This is a genomic window from Actinomadura sp. K4S16 (genome assembly GCF_008327685.1).
GTDB lineage: Bacteria > Actinomycetota > Actinomycetes > Streptosporangiales > Streptosporangiaceae > Spirillospora.
The window spans coordinates 424,385-441,871 of sequence record NZ_BDDE01000011.1 but is presented as its reverse complement, the minus strand read 5'-3'; the positions used below and the strand labels follow the sequence as shown (position 1 = coordinate 441,871).

Annotated in this window: 18 protein-coding genes; 8 read left to right on the top strand and 10 right to left on the bottom strand. The window is 75.8% G+C overall.

All coding sequences use genetic code 11. The annotated features are described in order from the left end of the window. Positions 1–121: 121 nt before the first annotated feature. From K4S16_RS09260 to K4S16_RS09245, 4 genes are all read left to right on the top strand, one after another. The gene (locus K4S16_RS09260) at positions 122–904 is read left to right on the top strand and encodes an SDR family NAD(P)-dependent oxidoreductase (protein WP_149258436.1); all 783 of its coding nucleotides are present in this window, start codon (positions 122–124) and stop codon (positions 902–904) included. 26 nt (positions 905–930) lie between these two features. Beyond that, positions 931–3,864 carry a BTAD domain-containing putative transcriptional regulator gene (locus K4S16_RS09255; protein WP_149258435.1) on the top strand — a complete coding sequence of 978 codons (2,934 nt, stop codon included), beginning with the start codon at positions 931–933 and terminating at the stop codon, positions 3,862–3,864. Positions 3,865–3,925: 61 nt separating this feature from the next. Beyond that, a complete protein-coding gene (locus K4S16_RS09250) occupies positions 3,926–5,122 on the top strand; it encodes an FAD-dependent monooxygenase (RefSeq protein ID WP_149258434.1) in 1,197 nt (398 codons plus the stop codon). Between the two features lie 101 nt (positions 5,123–5,223). Next, positions 5,224–5,742: a MarR family winged helix-turn-helix transcriptional regulator gene (locus K4S16_RS09245; protein WP_149258433.1), complete on the top strand. Its 519-nt coding sequence runs from the start codon at positions 5,224–5,226 to the stop codon at positions 5,740–5,742. Between the two features lie 65 nt (positions 5,743–5,807). Here K4S16_RS09245 and K4S16_RS09240 read toward each other — a convergent pair whose 3' ends face one another. After that, positions 5,808–6,797: a YafY family protein gene (locus K4S16_RS09240; RefSeq protein ID WP_149258432.1), complete on the bottom strand. Its 990-nt coding sequence runs from the start codon at positions 6,795–6,797 to the stop codon at positions 5,808–5,810. A gap of 106 nt (positions 6,798–6,903) precedes the next feature. On the opposite strand from K4S16_RS09240, the gene K4S16_RS09235 reads away from it, so the two are divergent. Next, positions 6,904–7,329 carry a VOC family protein gene (locus K4S16_RS09235; RefSeq protein ID WP_149258431.1) on the top strand — a complete coding sequence of 142 codons (426 nt, stop codon included), beginning with the start codon at positions 6,904–6,906 and terminating at the stop codon, positions 7,327–7,329. 48 nt (positions 7,330–7,377) lie between these two features. Here the strand turns inward: K4S16_RS09235 and K4S16_RS09230 are convergent, their stop codons facing one another. Beyond that, positions 7,378–9,687, bottom strand: a complete 2,310-nt coding sequence (locus tag K4S16_RS09230; protein WP_149258430.1) for an excinuclease ABC subunit UvrA — start codon at positions 9,685–9,687, stop codon at positions 7,378–7,380. A gap of 82 nt (positions 9,688–9,769) precedes the next feature. Here K4S16_RS09230 and K4S16_RS09225 point away from each other — a divergent pair, with 82 nt between their 5' ends. After that, complete coding sequence (locus tag K4S16_RS09225) at positions 9,770–10,588, top strand: TetR/AcrR family transcriptional regulator C-terminal domain-containing protein (RefSeq protein ID WP_149258429.1); 819 nt, start codon at positions 9,770–9,772, stop codon at positions 10,586–10,588. Between the two features lie 6 nt (positions 10,589–10,594). Here K4S16_RS09225 and K4S16_RS09220 read toward each other — a convergent pair whose 3' ends face one another. Then, the gene (locus K4S16_RS09220; protein WP_149258428.1) at positions 10,595–11,092 is read right to left on the bottom strand and encodes a nuclear transport factor 2 family protein; all 498 of its coding nucleotides are present in this window, start codon (positions 11,090–11,092) and stop codon (positions 10,595–10,597) included. Between the two features lie 89 nt (positions 11,093–11,181). Here K4S16_RS09220 and K4S16_RS09215 point away from each other — a divergent pair, with 89 nt between their 5' ends. Both K4S16_RS09215 and K4S16_RS09210 read left to right on the top strand, forming a co-directional pair. After that, the gene (locus K4S16_RS09215) at positions 11,182–12,036 is read left to right on the top strand and encodes a LysR family transcriptional regulator (protein WP_235036671.1); all 855 of its coding nucleotides are present in this window, start codon (positions 11,182–11,184) and stop codon (positions 12,034–12,036) included. A 144-nt stretch (positions 12,037–12,180) separates the two neighbouring features. After that, the gene (locus tag K4S16_RS09210) at positions 12,181–12,822 is read left to right on the top strand and encodes a hemerythrin domain-containing protein (protein ID WP_149258427.1); all 642 of its coding nucleotides are present in this window, start codon (positions 12,181–12,183) and stop codon (positions 12,820–12,822) included. Positions 12,823–12,848: 26 nt separating this feature from the next. Here K4S16_RS09210 and K4S16_RS09205 read toward each other — a convergent pair whose 3' ends face one another. Genes K4S16_RS09205 through K4S16_RS09175 form a run of 7 tightly spaced genes read right to left on the bottom strand, consistent with a single transcriptional unit; the run spans position 12,849 to position 17,370 of the window. Continuing rightward, a complete protein-coding gene (locus tag K4S16_RS09205) occupies positions 12,849–14,690 on the bottom strand; it encodes a complex I subunit 5 family protein (protein ID WP_200841762.1) in 1,842 nt (613 codons plus the stop codon). Beyond that, positions 14,687–15,040, bottom strand: coding sequence for a sodium:proton antiporter (locus K4S16_RS09200; RefSeq protein ID WP_149258426.1), 354 nt, complete (start codon positions 15,038–15,040; stop codon positions 14,687–14,689). The genes K4S16_RS09205 and K4S16_RS09200 overlap by 4 nt, the downstream gene beginning before the upstream one ends. Continuing rightward, positions 15,037–15,759, bottom strand: a complete 723-nt coding sequence (locus K4S16_RS09195) for an MnhB domain-containing protein (protein WP_149258425.1) — start codon at positions 15,757–15,759, stop codon at positions 15,037–15,039. Before K4S16_RS09195 ends, K4S16_RS09200 begins: the two co-directional genes overlap by 4 nt. Then, positions 15,756–16,175 (bottom strand): DUF4040 domain-containing protein, encoded by a 420-nt coding sequence (locus K4S16_RS09190; protein ID WP_235036670.1) that lies wholly within the window; start codon positions 16,173–16,175, stop codon positions 15,756–15,758. The genes K4S16_RS09195 and K4S16_RS09190 overlap by 4 nt, the downstream gene beginning before the upstream one ends. 7 nt (positions 16,176–16,182) lie before the next feature. Continuing rightward, positions 16,183–16,476 (bottom strand): monovalent cation/H(+) antiporter subunit G, encoded by a 294-nt coding sequence (locus K4S16_RS09185; RefSeq protein ID WP_149258424.1) that lies wholly within the window; start codon positions 16,474–16,476, stop codon positions 16,183–16,185. Positions 16,477–16,489: 13 nt separating this feature from the next. Next, positions 16,490–16,756, bottom strand: a complete 267-nt coding sequence (locus K4S16_RS09180; protein ID WP_200841761.1) for a monovalent cation/H+ antiporter complex subunit F — start codon at positions 16,754–16,756, stop codon at positions 16,490–16,492. Further along, complete coding sequence (locus K4S16_RS09175; RefSeq protein ID WP_149258423.1) at positions 16,753–17,370, bottom strand: hypothetical protein; 618 nt, start codon at positions 17,368–17,370, stop codon at positions 16,753–16,755. Before K4S16_RS09175 ends, K4S16_RS09180 begins: the two co-directional genes overlap by 4 nt. Positions 17,371–17,487 lie beyond the last annotated feature (117 nt).

Here is a 17,487-nt window from a genome sequence, read left to right as displayed (position 1 = left end):
GGGAACTGACCGGCGTCGACGTGGCGCGGTGAGTTCGCGGTGAGCATCCGGTGAGCCCGCCTCGCGACCGTTGGTCCATTGCCGGATCCGCCGCGGACCGGCCAATGGACAGGGAGCGACGATGAACGTTCTGACCGGCAGGACGGCTTTGGTGACGGGCGGCTCGCGGGGCATCGGCCGAGCGGTCGCGCTTCGGCTGGCGGCCGAGGGCGCGCTGGTCGCCGTCCACTACGGCGGCAACGAGGAGGCGGCCAAGCAGACCGTGGCGCGGATCGAGGAGGCGGGCGGCCGCGCGTTCGCGGTCCGGGCGCGGTTCGGCGAGGACGGCGCGGTGGACCGGCTGTTCGACGAACTGGCCGCAGGCCTGGCCCAGGCCGGGCGGGATGGAGCCGGGCTGGACATCCTGGTCAACAACGCGGGCATCGCCTCGACCACCCCGATCGCGCAGGTCACCCCGGCGGAGCTCGGCAGGCTGCTGGAGGTCAACGTCGCCATCCCGTTCTTCGTGATCCAGCGCGCGCTGGCGCTGCTGAACGACGGCGGCCGCATCATCAACATGGGCTCGACGGCCAGCCGGTTCGCGGTCACCACCCAGATCGGCTACACGATCAGCAAGGCGGCGCTGGAGTCGATGGCGCCGTCGCTGGCCAACGAGCTCGGACGGCGCGGCATCACGGTGAACACCGTCGCGCCCGGCGCGGTGCGCACCGACATGACCGCGGGCTACACCTCGATCCCCGAGGTGGTCGCCGGGCTGGAGTCGATCACCGCGCTGGGGCGGCTGGGCGAGCCCGAGGACGTCGCGGACGTCGTCGGGTTCCTGGCGGGCCCGCAGGGCCGGTGGGTGACCGGCCAGACCGTCGACGTCTCGGGCGGGACGTTCCTCGGTCCGATCGCTCCTTGATCGTCCGCCGGTGGATAATCGCCGGCATGCGGTTCGGGATCCTCGGCGAGACCAGGGCGTGGCGCGGCGACGGCGGCGAGGTCCCGCTTGGCGGTCCGGCCCGGCGGGCGCTGCTGGCCCTGCTGCTGGTGCGCCCCGGAGAGGTCGTCTCGTCGGACCGGCTGGTCGAGGAGGTCGATCCGGCCGGAGCGCTGTCGGCGCATTCCCTGCAGTCCCAGGTCTCCAGGCTCCGCACGGCGCTGGGCGGCGGCGCGGTGATCGAACGGGCCGGAGCGGGCTACCGCATCGCGGTCGATCCGGACGACGTGGACGCCTGCCGGTTCGAGCGGCTGGCCGGGGCGGGCCGGGCGGCGCTGGCCGGCGGCGACGCCGGACGGGCGCTCGCCCTCCTGCGCGAGGCCCTGGAGCTGTGGCGGGGACCGGCGCTGGCCGAGCTGCCCGACAGCGAGACGGCCCGGTCCGCCGCCGCACGGCTGGAGGAGCAGCGGCTCGGGGCGGTCGAGGACCGCATCGAGGCCGCGCTCCGGCTCGGCGAGCAGGGCGCGGTCGTAGCCGAGCTGCGCGAGCTGGTCGGCCGCCATCCGCTCCGGGAGCGGCTGGCGGGGCTGCTGATGCGGGCGCTGTTCGCCGCGGGCGGGCAGGCGGAGGCGCTGGTGGTGTTCGAGGAGATCCGCCGGCGGCTGGCCGACGAGCTGGGCGCCGACCCGTCGGCCGAGCTGGCCGCGCTGCACCGGGAACTGCTCAGCGCCGATCCGGCGCCGGCGCCCGCCGCGCCGCCCGCCCAGCTGACGAGCTTCGTGGGCCGCTCCGGCGAGGTGGCGGAGGTCGCGGGGCTGCTGCGGGTGGCCCGGCTGGTCACCCTGACGGGGCCCGGCGGCGTCGGCAAGACCCGGCTGTCGGTCGAGGTCGCCGGCGCCGAGGCGGCGGACGCCGAGGGCGCGGCCGGTGAGGTGTGCTTCGTGGAGCTGGCCCCGCTGCGCGACGGAGCCGGGCTGCCGCAGGCCCTGCTGGGCGCGCTCGGCCTGCGCGAGAACGGCCTCCAGATGGACGGCGGCGCGAAGGCGCCGGTCGACCGCCTGATCGCGGCGCTGTCGGACCAGGTGCTGCTGCTCGTCCTGGACAACTGCGAGCACGTCGTCGACGAGGTCGCGAAGCTGGCGGCGCGGCTGCTGGCGACCTGCCCGCGGCTGCGCGTGCTGGCCACGAGCCGCGAGCCGCTCGGCATCATCGGCGAGCACCTGGTCCAGGTGCGGCCGCTCGACGCCGACGCGGCCGTGCGGCTGTTCACCGAGCGGGCCCGCGCCGTGCGGCGGGGCTTCACCGCCGACCCCGGGCTGCTGCGGCGGATATGCGCGGCGCTCGACGACCTGCCGCTGGCCATCGAGCTCGCGGCCGCGCGGTCGCGCACCCTGGAGGCCGGCGACCTCGCCGGACGGCTGGACGATCTCCTCGGCGTCGCCTCACGCGGCAACCGCACGGCCGACGAGCGGCATCGCACGCTGCGCTCGGTGGTCGCGTGGAGCTGGGACCTGCTCTCCGAGCCCGAGCAGCGGGCGGCGCGGCGGTTCGCGGTCTTCGCCGGGGGCGCGACGGCGGAGTCGGCGATGCGGGTGTGCGGCACCGACGGTGAGACGCTGGAGTCGCTGGTCGACAAGTCGCTGCTGGAGTTCGCCGGCGGCCGCTACCGGATGCTGGAGACGATCCGCGCGTACGGCGGCGAGCTTCTCGACGCGGCGGGCGAGCGCGCGTCGGTGCGGCGCGGCCACGCCCGGCGCGTCCTGGAGCTGGTGCGGGAGGCCGATCCGCATCTGCGGCGGGCCGAGCAGCTGGAGTGGCTGCCCGTCGTGGCCGCCGAGCACGGCGACCTCGTGGCGGCGCTGCACTGGGCGGTCGAGGAGGCGGAGACCGGGCTCGCCTTCGAACTGCTCGCCTCGGCGTTCACCTACCTGTGGATCCGGGGCGCGTCCGCGTCGGCCGCGCCGCAGGCGACCGCGCTGCTCGCGCGGGTGGGCGAGGCGGTCCCCGCCGGGCTCGGCGAGGAGTACGCGGCGTGCGCGCTGCTCGCCGCGTCGGCGTCGGCGTCGGGCGACGCGGGGCAGGAGATGTGGCAGCGGCATCGCGCTGCGGCGGCGAAGGCGCTGGCGGCCGCGTGGCCCGGCGACCGGCCGGGCCGCTACCCGGTCGTCCTGCTGCTGTGGATGATGCGGAACGCCAACGGACCCGACCCGGAGGGCGCGTTCGCGCTCGTCTCGTCCCAGCGCGACTGCGCCGAGCCGTGGGCGCGGGCCGCCGCCCACTACGTGTCGGGGTTCGGACGCCTCGGCGAGGGGGACCCGGCGGGGGCCGAGCACGCCTTCGGCGAGGCCCTGCGGGGGTTCCGTTCGCTCGGCGACCGGTGGGGGAGCGCGCTGGCCCTGGACACGCTCGCCGGAGCGGCGGCCGCCCGCGGCGACCGGGGGCGGGCGGTCGCGCTGACCGACGAGGCCCTCGTGCTCACCGAGCAGCTCGGCGCCCTGGAGGACAGCGCCGACCTGCTGGTCAACCGCGGTGACCACCGCGCCGGCGACGACGCTGCGCTGGCCCGTGCCGACTACGCGCGGGCCGCCGTGCTCGCCCGCCGCGCCGGCAGCTCCACCTACCTGGCGGCCGCCCTGCGCGGCCTCGGCGACATCGCGCTGGGGGAGGGCGACCTGGCCGAGGCCGAACGGCTGTACGCGGAGGCGCTGGAGCGGATCGACCCGCACTGGATCAAGAGCCTCGGGCCCCGGCTGCGGACGCTCATCGGGCTGGGGCGCGTCGCCGACGCCCGCGGCCACGGCGCCGAGGCGCGCGGGCGCTACCGGGAGGCCGCCGCGGCCGCGGACGGGATGGGGACGTCCGCCTCGGAGGTGCTGCGGATGCTGGGGCTGCCCGAAGAGGTCGTGGACACGGTGCTGAGCACGGTGACTTCACTGCGGTGACCGTGGGCGCGGTGAGCGCACGGTGAGCCCGCGGTGAGCGCCCCCTTGGAAGCTCTGGGTCATGACGAACCTCAAGGTACTGATCTCCGGCGCCTCCGTCGCCGGCCCCGCGCTCGCCTACTGGCTCCACCGGCACGGCTTCCAGGCCACCATCGTGGAACGCGCCCCCGCCCTCCGCGACGGCGGCTACGCCGTCGACTTCCGCGGCGAGGCCCACCTGACGGTCCTGCGCCGCATGGGCATCCTGGCCGACCTGGAGCGCGCCCGTACCGGCGTGGGCTCCATGTCGTACGTCAACAGCGCGGGCAAGGAGCAGGCCAAGATGCCCGCCGACCTGTTCGCCGGGGACATCGAGATCCTCCGGGGCGACCTGGCCAGGATCCTGTACGACGCGACCAGGCAGCACACCGAGTACGTCTTCGGCGACTCCATCGCCTCGCTCACCGAGGACGCCGACGGCGTGGAGGTGACCTTCGAGCGGGGCGCGCCGCGCCGGTTCGACCTGGTGATCGGCGCGGACGGGCTGCACTCCAACACCCGCCGCCTGGTGTTCGGGCCGGAGGAGCGGTTCGTGAAGCACCTCGGCGTCAACTGCGCGATCTTCACCACGGCCAACCACCTAGGCCTGGACCACACCGGGCACGCCTACCGCACCGCGGGCAGGCTCGTCGCGATGTACAGCGCCCGCCACAACGCCGAGGCCAAGGCCGTCTTCTACTTCGCCTCGCCGCAGCTGGACCTGGACCGCCGCGACGTGGCGGGGCAGCAGGCCGTCCTCGCCGAGACCTTCACCGGCAACGGCTGGCAGAGCGACCGGTTGCTGCAGGACATGCGGTACGCGCCCGACTTCTACTTCGACTCGGTCGGCCAGGTCCGCATGGACGCCTGGTCGCGCGGCCGGGTCGCGCTGCTCGGCGACGCCGCGTACTGCCCCTCCTCCCTGTCGGGCATGGGGTCGGGGCTCGCTCTGGTCGGCGCGTACGTGCTGGCGGGCGAGCTGGCCGTGGCGGGCGGCGACCACCGTGTCGCGTTCGGGCGGTACGAGGAGGAGATGCGCGAGTACGCGGTGGGCTGCCAGAAGATGGGCAACGGCGTCGCCAAGCTCATGGTCCCCGGAAGCCGCGCCATGGCCACGTTCCTCAACCGCTACTACAAGGTCATGCCGTACCTGCCGGGGAAGAACATGGCCGCCAAGATCGCCCGTAAGGCCGCGGAGAACATCACGCTGCGCGACTACCGCAAGCTCGCCCGGCGGTAGGCGTGCGGCAGAGGGTCGGGCGCGGGTCGCCTGCCATGTCCCCGCCTCGGCCGCGCCCGATTGATAATCTCAACGTTGAGATTGCGGCGGGAGGGCAGGACATGGCGGACGCGGTGGACGCGATCCTGGCGCAGTGGGGCCGCGAGCGTCCCGACCTGGACGTGTCGGCGATGGGCGTGGTGGGGCGCATCTCGCGGGCGCAGTCGCTGCTCGGCCGGGAGTTGAAGGAGTTCTTCGCCGCGCACGGGCTGGAGAGTTGGGAGTTCGACGTGCTGGCGACGCTGCGCCGGCACGGCGCCCCCTACGAGTTGACGGCGGGAGCGCTGCTGCGGGCGGCGATGGTCACCTCGGGGGCGATCACCAACCGGATCGACCGGATGGAGGCCAGGGGCCTGGTGGAGCGGGTGCGCGACACCGGTGACCGCCGGTCGGTGCGGATCCGGCTGACGCCGCGCGGCCTGGAGATCGTGGACGCGGTGGTCGGCCTGCACGCCGCCAACGAGGAGCGCCTGCTGGCGGCGCTGTCTCCGGCCGACCGCGACCACCTGGCCGGCGTCCTGCGGACCCTCCTGGAGTCCCTCGGCGACACCTCCCTCGAAGCCGCCCCCGGCGACCCCTGACACCCGCCCGCCCGGCTCACCCGACCGCCGGAGCGCAGGTGGGGCTCCCCGCGGTGGCCTGGCGGTCAGGGGGCCGCTGGTGTGGTGAAGGGGCGGATGGCGCGGGTGGCGCGGGCGGCGATGGCGGCCAGGTGGTCGGCGAGTTCGGGCGGGTCCAGCAGGGTGTAGTCGAGGGGCAGCAGGGTCACGCGGTAGGCGAGGAAGCGCATCAAGTCCGACCGGGTGTGCAGCAGGCAGGTGCGGTCGTCGGCGGGTTCCAGGACGCCCTGCCAGGCGGTGACGTGCTCGGCGGCCTGCTCGATGGGGGCGTGCAGGAGCAGCCGGGCGCGGATCGTCCCCGATCCGCCGGCCAGGGCGTCCATGGCCCAGGAGGCGGCGTCGGCGCCGCCGGGCAGGTCGCGTTCGGGGCCGCGCATGCCGGTGCGGTGCGGGTCGGTGATGCGGTCGGCGCGGAAGGTGCGCCAGGCGGCGCGGTCCTCGTCGTGGGCGACCAGGTACCAGCGGCGGCCCGCGGTGACCAGGCGGTGCGGCTGGGCCAGGCGGCGGGTGCTGCGGCCGTCGGCGGCGGTGTAGGTGAAGCGGGTCTTCTCGCGGGTGAGGCAGGCGGCGGCGAGCAGGGCCAGGACGGCGGGGTCGGCGGCGGGCGGGGCGCCGTCCTGCGGGGGGAGGGGCACGGCGGCCTCGGTGAGGGCGGCGACGCGGTGCCGCAGGCGGTGGGGCAGGACCTGCTCGAGCTTGGCCAGGGCGCGCAGCGAGGTGTCCTCGATGCCGGTGACGGCGCCCGCGGCGGCGGTGCGCAGGCCGATCGCGATGGCGGTCGCCTCGTCGTCGTCCAGCAGCAGCGGCGGCATCGCGGCGCCGGCGGTGAGCCGGTAGCCGCCGGTGCTGCCGTGGGTGGCGTGGACGGGGTAGCCGAGCTCGCGCAGGCGGTCGACGTCGCGGCGGATGGTGCGGGTGGTGACGCCGAGGCGCTCGGCCAGTTCGGTGCCCGACCATTCGCGGGGGGTCTGCAAAAGTGACAGCAGCTGGAGCAGCCGCCCGGAGGGATCGCGCATGTCCTCCATCCTGCCGTGCCTATAGGACGTTGGGTGACCTAATGGCCCTCTAGCGTCGGAGGCGTCGGGGCCGGACCGTCCGGTCCCCGGTGATCGGAGGCACGACATGCTGCGGGGATTCGCCACCATCAACCTCTGGGCGGACGACATGGAGGCGGCCAAGGACTGGTACGCCGACCTGCTGGGGATGCGGCCCTACTTCCACGTCGCCGGCCCGGACGGCCGTGCGGCCTACTACGAGTTCCGGGTGGGCGACTACGAGCACGAACTGGGGCTGGTCGACGCCCGGTTCCGTCCGGGAGGGCCGGCGGCGGGCCCGGGCGGAGCGATCATGTACTGGCAGGTGGACGACCTGGAGGCGGCGGTGGAGCGGCTGGTGGCGATGGGCGCGCGGGAGCACGAGAAGATCACTGAGCGGGGCGAGGGGACGGGGTTCGCGACCGCGTCGGTGGTCGACCCGTTCGGCAACGTCCTGGGGGTGATGTCCAACCCGCACTACCTGGAGGTGCTGGGCCGGGCGGCGCCGCGCTGACCCGTCCCGCCGCGCGGCCCGCCGGGGTGCCCGGCGGGCCGCGCGGGGTCAGGCGCCGTGGAGGTACTCGCGCAGGTGGCGGGCGGTGAGGGTGTCGGCGCCGGCGACCAGGTCGGCGGGCGTGCCGGTGAACACGACACGGCCGCCGTCGTGGCCGGCGCCCGGGCCGAGGTCGATGATCCAGTCGGCGTGGGCCATGACGGCCTGGTGGTGCTCGATGACGATGACGGTGTTGCCCGCGTCGACGAGGCGGTCCAGCAGGGCCAGGAGCTGGTCGACGTCGGCGAGGTGCAGGCCGGTGGTGGGCTCGTCCAGGACGTAGGTGGCGGCCTTCTCGGCCATGTGGATGGCGAGCTTGAGGCGCTGGCGCTCCCCGCCGGACAGGGTGGTGAGGGGCTGCCCGAGCCCGAGGTAGCCGAGGCCGACGTCGGCGAGGCGGTCCAGGACGGCGCGGGCCTGCCCGGCGGTGAAGAACTCGCGGGCCTCGGCGACGCGCATGGCCAGGACCTGGCTGATGTCCTTGCCGCGCAGAGTGTAGGTGAGGACCTCGGCGGTGTAGCGGCGCCCCTCGCACTCCTCGCACACCGAGGCGACGCCGGCCATCATCGCCAGGTCGGTGTAGACCAGCCCGATGCCCTTGCAGGCGGGGCAGGCGCCTTCGGAGTTGGCGCTGAACAGGGCCGGTTTGACGCCGTTGGCCTTGGCGAACGCGGTGCGGACGTGGTCCAGCAGCCCGGTGTAGGTGGCGGGGTTGCTGCGGCGGGACCCGCGGATCGGGGACTGGTCGACCACGACGACGCCGTCGCGGCCGGGCAGGGACCCGTGGATGAGGGAGCTCTTGCCGGATCCGGCGACGCCGGTGACGACGGTGAGGACGCCGAGGGGGATCTCGGTGTCGACGTTCTTGAGGTTGTGCAGGTCCGCGCCCTTGACGGCCAGGTGCCCCGAGGGCTCGCGGACCTTGTCGCGCAGCCGGGCGCGGTGGTCCAGGTGGCGTCCGGTGAGGGTGCCGGAGGCGCGGAGCCCGGCCAGGTCGCCGGTGTAGCAGACGCGTCCGCCGTCGGCGCCGGCGCCGGGGCCGAGGTCGACGACGTGGTCGGCGATGGCGATGGTCTCGGGCTTGTGCTCGACGACCAGGACGGTGTTGCCCTTGTCGCGCAGGCGCAGCAGCAGGTCGTTCATGCGGGCGATGTCGTGGGGGTGCAGGCCCGCGGTGGGCTCGTCGAAGACGTAGGTGATGTCGCTGAGGCTGGAGCCGAGGTGGCGGACCATCTTGACGCGCTGGGCCTCGCCGCCCGACAGGGTGGTGGACTCGCGGTCCAGGCTGAGGTAGCCGAGGCCGATCTCGACCAGGGAGTCCAGGGTGCCCTGCAGGGTGGCCAGCACCGGCGCGACCGACGGCGCGCCGATCCCGCGGACGAAGTCGGCGAGGTCGCTGATCTGCATGGCGGCGCAGTCGGCGATGTTGAGCCCGTCGATGCGGCTGGCGAGGGCGGCGGGGTTGAGGCGGGTTCCGCCGCAGGCGGCGCACGCGCTGAAGGCGACGGCGCGCTCGACGAACGCCCGGATGTGGGGCTGCAGGGACTCGGTGTCCTTGTCCAGGTAGAGCCGCTTGACCTTGACCAGCAGGCCCTCGTAGGTGGTGTTGATGCCGCTGCTCTTGATCTTCGTGGGCGCCTTGTGGAGCAGGTCGTCCCACTGGGCGGGGGTGTAGTCGCGCAGCTTGGCGTCCGGGTCGAACAGCCCCGAGTCGGCGATCACCTTCCAGTACCAGGACCCGACGCCGAAGTTCGGGACGGTGATGGCGCCCTCGTTGAGGGACAGGTCTCGGTCGACGAGCCGGTCCAGGTCGACGCGGGAGGCGCGGCCGAGGCCCTCGCAGTCGGGGCACATGCCCTCGGCGTTGTTGAAGCTGAACGCCGAGGAGGTGCCGGCGTGCGGTTCGCCGAGCCGGCTGAAGACGATCCGCAGCATGGCGTGGGCGTCGGTGGCGGTCCCGACGGTGGAGCGGGAGTTGGCGCCCATCCGCTCCTGGTCGACGACGATCGCGGCGCTGAGGTTGCGCAGCGCGTCCACGTCGGGGCGGCCGACGCTCGGCATGAACCCCTGCACGAACGCGGTGTAGGTCTCGTTGATCAGGCGCCGGGACTCGGCGGCGATGGTGCCGAACACCAGGGACGACTTGCCCGACCCGGACACGCCGGTGAACACGGTCAGGCGGCGCTTGGGGATGTCGAGGCTGACGTCGGCGAGGTTGTTCTCCCGCGCGCCGCGGACCTCGATGACGTCGTGGGCGTCGGCGGCCCGGAGCGCGCCGGCGTGCGGCTCGGGCTGCGCGGTCGTCGGCTGGAGCGGCATGGGGGCTTCCTCACTCGCTTGATATCTTAGAGCGTAAAGAGATCCTCGATCCAGATCAGTTTATGGCATAAGGAGATGCACGTTGGTCGTCTTCGCCGGGCAGGGCGACCCGCGCCGCTCGATGGACCTGCTGTGGCGCGGCGCGGAGCCGTCCCGGAGGGGGCCGGGGCCGCGGCCGGGGCTGAGCGTGGAGGTGATCGTGGACGCCGCGATCGCCGTCGCCGACGCCGAGGGGATGGCGGCGCTGTCGATGCGCGCGGTCGGCGAGCGCCTGGGCCGCACGGCGATGGCCCTGTACACCTACGTGCCGGGCAAGGCCGAGCTGGTGGACCTGATGTACGACCGCGCGCTGGCAGAGCTGCCGGGCGGCTACGACGCCTCGGACGGCTGGCGGGCGGCGCTGGTGCGCTGGGCGCAGGACTCCTGGGAGTTCTACCTGCGGCACCCGTGGATGCTCCAGGTGTCGCAGGCGCGCCCGGTGCTCGGGCCGAACGAGTACCGGGCGCTGGAGGCGCTGCTGGGCGTGCTGGCCCGTACCGGGCTGCCGGCCCGGCGGGTGCGGCGCGCGGTGTCGGCGCTGTCGAGCGTGGTGCGCGGCGCGGCGCAGACCCTCGCCGAGTCGCGGCAGGCGGTGCGCGACACCGGGATGTCGGAGGAGCGGTGGTGGTACGGCCGCGCCGGGGCCCTGGAGGAGCTGGCGCCCGGGTTCACCGAGTGCTTCCCGCTGGTGGCGTGGCTGGACGCCGAGGGCGGCCTGGCCGTGGACGAGGACGTCCCGTACCTGGAGCGGGCGGCGCGGGAGGCGTTCGAGGGCGGCCTGGCCCTGGTCCTGGACGGCATCGCCGCCGCCGTCGACGCCGAGGGGATCGACGCCGAGGGGGACGGCGCCGCGGGCGGGTGAGGCGGGTCAGCCGAAGATCGCGACGGGGTCGCCGGTGAGCCAGACGTTGTCGATGACGACGCGGCGCATCACCCAGCCGGGCCCGTCGCCGGCGCGGACCAGGTCGACGTCGTAGAGGTTCTTCAGCAGGGCGTGCACGGAGCGGTCGGCGACGAGCAGGTGCTGGGCCTCCACCAGCGCGGTCAGCCGGGCGTCGTCGCCGTCGAGCTCGACGCGGGGGTTGGTGACCTGGTGGGTGGTGGCGACGCGCCCCTCGAACATGCCGAGGATCGTGTCGACGATCGTGTCGCGCCCGGCCATCGGCGGCGGCTCGGCGCCCCACGCCGAGGCGGCCGGGCGGAAGTCCAGCACGGCGTCGGGGGCGAACGCGGAGGCGAACAGCGCCCGGTCCTTGAGGTCCTGGCCGAGCCCGAATCGGTACAGCGCGTCGGTGACCTCGAGGCGGTCCCGCAGGTCGGCGGCTCCGGCGTCGGCGGTCAGGGCGTGCGAACGGGTGACGTACACGTTTCCTCCCAGGCGGGGGTCGGGTCGTGGTGGCGCGTCCAGCCTCCCGGCGGCCGCCGTGGCGATCAACGCCGCATCGTGCAACCATCGTGAAACCACGCTTAACGATCGGGGGTGCGGCGGTGCTGGAGCGGCACGAGATCGAGGCGCTGCTGGTGCTGTCGGAGGAGCTGCACTTCGGCCGGACGGCCGAGCGGCTCGGGGTGTCCACGGCGCGGGTCAGCCAGACGATCCGGGGGCTGGAGCGCCGTGTCGGGACGCGGCTGTTCGACCGGACGTCCCGGCGGGTGGAGCCGACCCCGGCGGGCCGGCGGCTGGCCGGGGAGATCGGCCCGGCGTGGGAGCGGATCGGCGCCGCGGTGCGGCGGGCCGTCGAGGAGGGGCGCGGGGTCACCGGGACGCTGACGGCCGCGTTCACCGACGCCGCGGCGGGGCAGCTGCTGGCCGGCGCGGCCGAGCTGCTGCGCTCGCGCGAACCGGGCTGCCGGGTGGTGCTGCGGGAGGCGCGGCCGGGGCAGGCGCCGGCGTGGCTGCGCGACGGCGAGGCCGAGGTGTGCCTGGCGGAGTTCCCGCTGGAGGGCCCGGGCGTGGTGGCCGGGCCTGTGCTGCTGCGGGAGGCGCGGATGCTGGCCGTCCCGTCCGGGCACCCGTTCGCGCGGCGCGCCGCGGTGCCGCGGGCCGACCTGGCCCGGGTGCGCGTGCTGGACGCGCCGCCCGGCGCGACGACGGCGGAGCTGCTCACGCTCGTCGGCGCGGGCGAGGGGGTGCTGTGCGTGGGCGCCCACACCCGCCGCTACCACGCGCGGCCCGACGTCGCCTACGTGCCGCTCGACGGGGCGCCGCCGCTGGAGTGGGGGCTGGCGTGGCGCGCCGGCGCCGAGACGGCGCGGGTCCGCGCGTTCACCCGCGCGGCCCTGGACCTGCTCGACTCCGGCGGCGCATGACCCGGTGCGGCGGACCCGGCGCGTCCGGCCTGGGCAGGGGCGACCGGACCGCGGGCCGGCGTCCGGCGCGGCGCGGGGTGTGAGGTGCGTCTCTCGTGAAGTCCGGAACGTCACATCGGGGCCCGCAGGGGGCCTCCTATAGGTATGGAGACCTTCGCGGTCCAGCCGCGCGACACGACCTGCCGCACCCTCCTGTACGCCTCCCACCACGCGTTCCGCCGGGATCTGGACCGGCTCGCGGCGGCCGCGGCGGCGGGCAAGGGACGGGCGGCCCATGTGCGCGCGGGCTGGGAGAACCTCAAGGAGCAGATCCGGCTGCACCAGGAGCTGCAGGACCGGTGGCTGTGGCCGCGGGTGGAGCGCGTGGTCGCCCGCCGTGCGGAGCGGGTGGTGCTGGAGGAGATGCGCGCCGACCACGCCCGCCTGGCCCCGCTGGTCGCCCGGGTCGACGCGGCGATGGGCGCGGGCGCGGCGGGGGAGGGCGGCGACCTGCGCGCCGCGGTGCGCGAGCTGCGCGAGGCGCTGGAGCGGCACCTGCGGCACGAGGAGACCAGCGCGCTGCCGCTGGCGGAGTCGGTGCTGGCAGAGGCGGAGTGGCAGGAGCTCGCCGCCGAGTCCCGGGGACGCTGCGAGGCGGGCACGCCGATGTTCGTCCCGTGGGTGGTGGACGGGATCGGGCCGGTGGAGCGCAGCCGGTTCCTGACGTCGCTGCCCAAGCCGCTGCGGGAGCTGAACCGGGTGATGTGGGAGCCCCGCTACCGCAAGCGCCGCCTCTGGAGCATCTGATCCCGCCGCCGTTCATGGGGCGGGTGTCAGAAGCGCGCGGTGAGCAGGGCCAGGACGGCGACGCCCGCGGTGAGCCAGGCGGCGTAGTCGCCGACGTCGCCCGAGTGCAGCGCGTGCAGGCGGCGGGTGGCGGCCCCGGCGGCGCGTCCCGGGGCGGCGCGCGCGGCGGCCGGCGCGCGGGTCCGGGCGGTGCGGCGCACGCCGGTGGCGGCGACGGCCGCGGCGAGCAGCAGGGTGACGGCCGCCCCGGCGAGGCCGGGGGCGGTCCAGGGCTCGGCGGGCGGGCCGTGCGGGTGGGTGAGCCGGCCGTCCAGGACGAGCCCGGCGTAGGCGCCGCGGTCGGCGAACACCTCGGCGGCGCCGGCGACGGGACCGCCGGGCACCAGTCCGGTCAGCAGCCCGCCGGCCAGCAGCGCGATGGCGGGGGCGAGCATGACCCAGGGGATGGAGCTGAGGGTGACGGGCGTCTCGGGCCCCTCGCGCTCACTCTGGCCGGCGGGTTCGTCCTGTTCCGCGGAGCCGTCCCGGGCGTCGGGTTCGCCGGGGTCGCTGGGCAGCGGCCTGCCGCGCCACACCACGAGCCAGACCCGCAGGACGGCGCCGGCGGTGAGGGCGGAGGCGGCGATGGACAGGGGCGTGAACCACCACCAGCCGCGCTCCAGGGCGGCGTGCTCGGTGACCGAGTGCCCGGCGAACAGCCCGGACGGGGGCAGCCCGGCCAGGCACAGCGCGCCGACGAGGAACGCGGCGCCGGTGACGGGCATTCCGCGTCCGCGGCCGCGCAGCTCGCGGGCGTCGACGCTCTGGTGCCGGTTCAGCAGCGCCCCGGCGGCCAGGAACAGCGCGCCCTTCACCCCGGCGTGTCCGGCCAGGTAGTAGGCGGTGCCCGCCAGCGCGCCGGGGGTGCCGGCGGCGACGCCGACCAGCAGCAGCCCGGCGTGGCTGATGGTGGAGTAGGCCAGCAGCCGCTTGATGTGGTGCTGCAGGACGCACATGACGGCGCCCAGCAGCGCGGCCGCGGCGCCGAGGACGGCGACGGCGCGCAGCGGGACCAGGCCGGCGAACACCGCCCAGTAGGTCCGCGCGACCCCGTACACGCCGAGTTCGACCATGACTCCGGAGAACAGGACGCAGACGGGGGTGGGGGCGACGGCGTGGGCGTCGGCGAGCCAGAAGTGGAAGGGCACGGCGGCGGCCTTGACCAGGTAGCCGGTGCAGATGAGCACGAACGCGGCGGTGACCAGGGCGCCCGGGCGGCCGCGGTCGCCGCCGCCGGCGGCGAGGCTCTCTCCGATGGCGGCCAGGCCGAGCTGCCCGGTGCGGCCGTAGACCAGGGCGATGCCGGCGAGGGTGAGGTAGGCGCCGAGGGACTGGACGATGCCGAAGTTCAGGGCGCCGTGGACGGTGGAGGGCTCCTCGGAGCGGTAGCCGGTGAGCGCGAACGCCACGACGCTCATCAGCTCGAAGAACACGAACGCGTCGAACAGGTCGCCGGTGTAGACGAACGCGCACATGGAGGCCAGGAACAGCAGGATGAGCGCGTGGAAGATCGCCTGGATCTCGGTGAAGTACCGCCAGGAGAACGCCAGCGCGGCCAGGGTGAGGGCGGCGGCGGTGCAGGCGAGCGCGGCGGCGAGGGGGTCGGCGGCCAGGGGGATCCCGACGCCGGTGGCCGGGCCCCAGCCGCCGAGCCAGGTGACCTGCGGGTGGTGGGGGGCGCGGGCGAGGGTGAGGGCGGTCAGGGCGGTGACGGCGGCGGCGGTGGCCAGGGCGGCGGTGTCGACGGCCAGGCGCGGCAGCCACCGTCCGGTGGCGGCGAGCAGGGCCGCGACCAGGACGGGCAGCGCGACGGTGGCCTGGAGGATCACGTCTCGAGGGAGCGCAGGGCCCGGGGGTCCAGGGTGCCGCGCCGTTTGGCGACCTGGACGGCCAGGGCGAGCAGCAGGGCGGTGACGGTGGCGCCGACGACGATGTCGGTGAGGGTCATGGCCTGCACGACGGGGTCGGTGACGGGCCCGCCGGCGGGGGGCGGCGGGCGGTCGGAGAACACCGGGGCGGTGGCGCCGGACCGGTACCCGACGGCCAGCAGCAGCACGTAGGTGCCGGACTGGGTGACCGACAGGCACACCACGGCGTGCACGAGGTCGCGGCTGGTGACGATGCCGTAGAGGCCGGCGAGGATGATCCACCCGGCGGTGAGGTAGGGCAGGGTGCTCACGAGGGCTCCCGCGGGTCGCCGGCCGCGCGGTGCTCGCGGACCAGGAGGGCCTGTTCGAAGAACTTGCCGAGCAGCAGGACCATGGCGCAGCCGACCTCGGTCCCGACGGCGGTGTTGAGGGCGGGGATCCGGTCGGCGGGCGGGGCCCCGGCGGCGGCCAGGGCCAGCAGGGCGAACGCGGCGGCGGCGGCGGCCTCGGCGGACTCGAACACCGGGATGGGCCGCAGCCGCTGCAGAGCGGGGTAGTCGCCGGCCAGGTAGAGCAGGTGGACGGCGGTGCCGAGGATGACGCCGCCCTGGAAGCCCCCGCCGGGGGACTGGGCGCCGTGCGCGACGATGTAGACGCCTATGAGCAGGGTGAAGGGCAGCAGGAGGGCCCCGACGACGCGCAGCGCGTCGGAGACCTCGGCGGGCCCGTGCCGCACGGAGGCGCCGTCGCGTTCCTCCTCGGTGCGCACGACGCGCAGCAGCGCCACGGCGGCGACCGCGGCCGACAGCAGGATGAGCTCCTCGCCGAGGGTGTCGAAGGCGCGCTGGTCGAAGTTGACGGAGGAGACGGTGTTGGAGGTGCCCTGCCGCACGGCCTGGTGGACGGCGCGGTCGGCGTAGGGGTGCACGGGGCCGCCGAAGCCGGGCAGGCCGAGTGCGCCGGCGGTGAACAGGGCGGCGGTCCCGGCGGCTCCGGCGGCGAACAGGGGGACGCGGGCGCGGGGCCTCACCGGCGCGCCTCCCGCCCGGCGCCGCTCTCGCCTTGTCCGTCGCCGCCCTTTCCGTCGCCGTCCTTTCCGGGTCCGGTGCCGCGGGTGGGCGGTTCGTCGCCGGTGTCGCGGCGGCGGCGGGTGGCGTGCAGGGCCAGCACCACCAGGAGCGGCACCAGGACGGTCCCGACGCCGATCTGGGACATTGCGACGTCGGGCGCCTGGAGGATGAGGAACAGCAGGCCGAGGACCATCCCGTAGCCCGACAGCACGATCGCCTGCCGGACGGTGTCGCGGGTCAGCACGACGGCGGTGGCCATGAGCGCGGCCAGGCCGAGGGCGGCGGCGATGAGGGCGTCGGCGAGCGGCCCGGACAGCGCGTCCAGCGCCACCGCGGCATGGGCCGCCACGGGCGGGGGCGGGGTCGCGGGTGTCACGGCGGGGTCACTCCGATCGGCCGGCGGCGCGCTCGACGGCCTGCCCGGCGGTGGCGACCGTGGCGGGGCCGGTCGCGGCGAGCAGGACGGCGATGACGGCGAGCTTGGCGACGTCGTGCCACGACGACCAGGGCCGCAGCGCCAGCCCCGCGATGAGCAGCGGCGCGGCCAGGACGGTGACGGGCGCGGCGGCGTGCAGGCGCGCGGCGGCCCCGCGGGTGAGGGGCAGCCGCAGTCCGGCGGCGACGGCGACGGCGGCTCCGGCCCAGGTCAGCACGTCGGCGAGCAGGTCGAGACTCATCGGGGGCCTCCTCTCACAGGGTCCGGCTCAGGAAGCGGGCGAACACCAGCGACCCGGCGAACGACAGCAGCGCCAGCACCAGGGCGACGTCGAGGTAGGCGGGCCGGCCGTAGGCGGCGGCCAGCAGCACCAGCGCGAGGGTCGTCAGCGGCCCGGTGGCGATCAGCCCGGCCAGGCGCCCGGCGGGCCGTCCGCGCAGCGTGGCCAGCAGCGCCGGCAGCAGCGCGCCGGCCATGACGGCCAGGGCGGGCACCGCGGTGCCGGCGACGTCGGCTTTCATGACGGCCCTCCCGCGCGCGGTCCTGCCTTGTTCGGCCCGTCGCCGCGCGGCGGGGCGGCACCGGCGCCGGCGGGTCCGGGGTCGTCGACGAGCCCGGCGCGGCGCAGGCTCCGCTCGAACGGGGTCGGGCCGGCCAGGCGGTGCACCCGCAGCAGCCCGCGGTCGGGGTCGACGCCGCCGACGTAGCTGCCGGGGGAGGCCGACACCAGCAGGGTCGCGGCGCCGCGGGCGGCCGGGCCGGGCGCGACGGCCAGCGCCGTCCAGCGCCCGCCGGACGCGCCGCGCAGGGTGACGCGGGCGGTGTCGGAGACGACCTGGGCGGGCAGCCGCGCGAGGGGCGGCAGGAGCCGCGCGGGCGTGACGCGGCCGCCCGCGTCCCCGGGCGGGCGCGTCACGCCCGCGGAGAGCATGTCGCGGCGCGCGGCGACCGCGGCGGCGGCGCACGCGGCCGCCGCGAGCGCCCCGACGGCGATCTCGGTGGGGGAGATGGTGGACACCAGCGCCAGATACACCGTCGTCAGCGCCGTCCACCAGGCCAGCGGCTCGGCCGCGCGCCGGGCGGGGCCGGGGCGCGGCGGCGGGGCGGGCGCGCCCGCCGGCTCGTCGGGTGGCATGGCCTACGCATACCCGGACCGGCGGTTCCAATCGCCGGAGCCCGGGGTCCGCGCCCCCCGGCGGCGCGCGCCCGCCGGGTGACCGGCAATGTTTGCGGTGCCCCGGTGGGGTACGCC

Bases quoted from the DNA above. Each gene is read 5' to 3' on its own strand.
- K4S16_RS09240 (WP_149258432.1), bottom strand. From the start codon at position 6,797: ATGCGCGATCCCTCCGGGCGGCTGCTCCAGCTGCTGTCACTTTTGCAG.
- K4S16_RS09175 (WP_149258423.1), bottom strand. From the start codon at position 17,370: ATGCCACCCGACGAGCCGGCGGGCGCGCCCGCCCCGCCGCCGCGCCCC.
- K4S16_RS09260 (WP_149258436.1), top strand. From the start codon at position 122: ATGAACGTTCTGACCGGCAGGACGGCTTTGGTGACGGGCGGCTCGCGG.
- K4S16_RS09210 (WP_149258427.1), top strand. From the start codon at position 12,181: ATGGAGACCTTCGCGGTCCAGCCGCGCGACACGACCTGCCGCACCCTC.
- K4S16_RS09255 (WP_149258435.1), top strand. From the start codon at position 931: ATGCGGTTCGGGATCCTCGGCGAGACCAGGGCGTGGCGCGGCGACGGC.
- K4S16_RS09250 (WP_149258434.1), top strand. From the start codon at position 3,926: ATGACGAACCTCAAGGTACTGATCTCCGGCGCCTCCGTCGCCGGCCCC.
- K4S16_RS09230 (WP_149258430.1), bottom strand. From the start codon at position 9,687: ATGCCGCTCCAGCCGACGACCGCGCAGCCCGAGCCGCACGCCGGCGCG.
- K4S16_RS09180 (WP_200841761.1), bottom strand. From the start codon at position 16,756: ATGAAAGCCGACGTCGCCGGCACCGCGGTGCCCGCCCTGGCCGTCATG.
- K4S16_RS09245 (WP_149258433.1), top strand. From the start codon at position 5,224: ATGGCGGACGCGGTGGACGCGATCCTGGCGCAGTGGGGCCGCGAGCGT.
- K4S16_RS09185 (WP_149258424.1), bottom strand. From the start codon at position 16,476: ATGAGTCTCGACCTGCTCGCCGACGTGCTGACCTGGGCCGGAGCCGCC.
- K4S16_RS09235 (WP_149258431.1), top strand. From the start codon at position 6,904: ATGCTGCGGGGATTCGCCACCATCAACCTCTGGGCGGACGACATGGAG.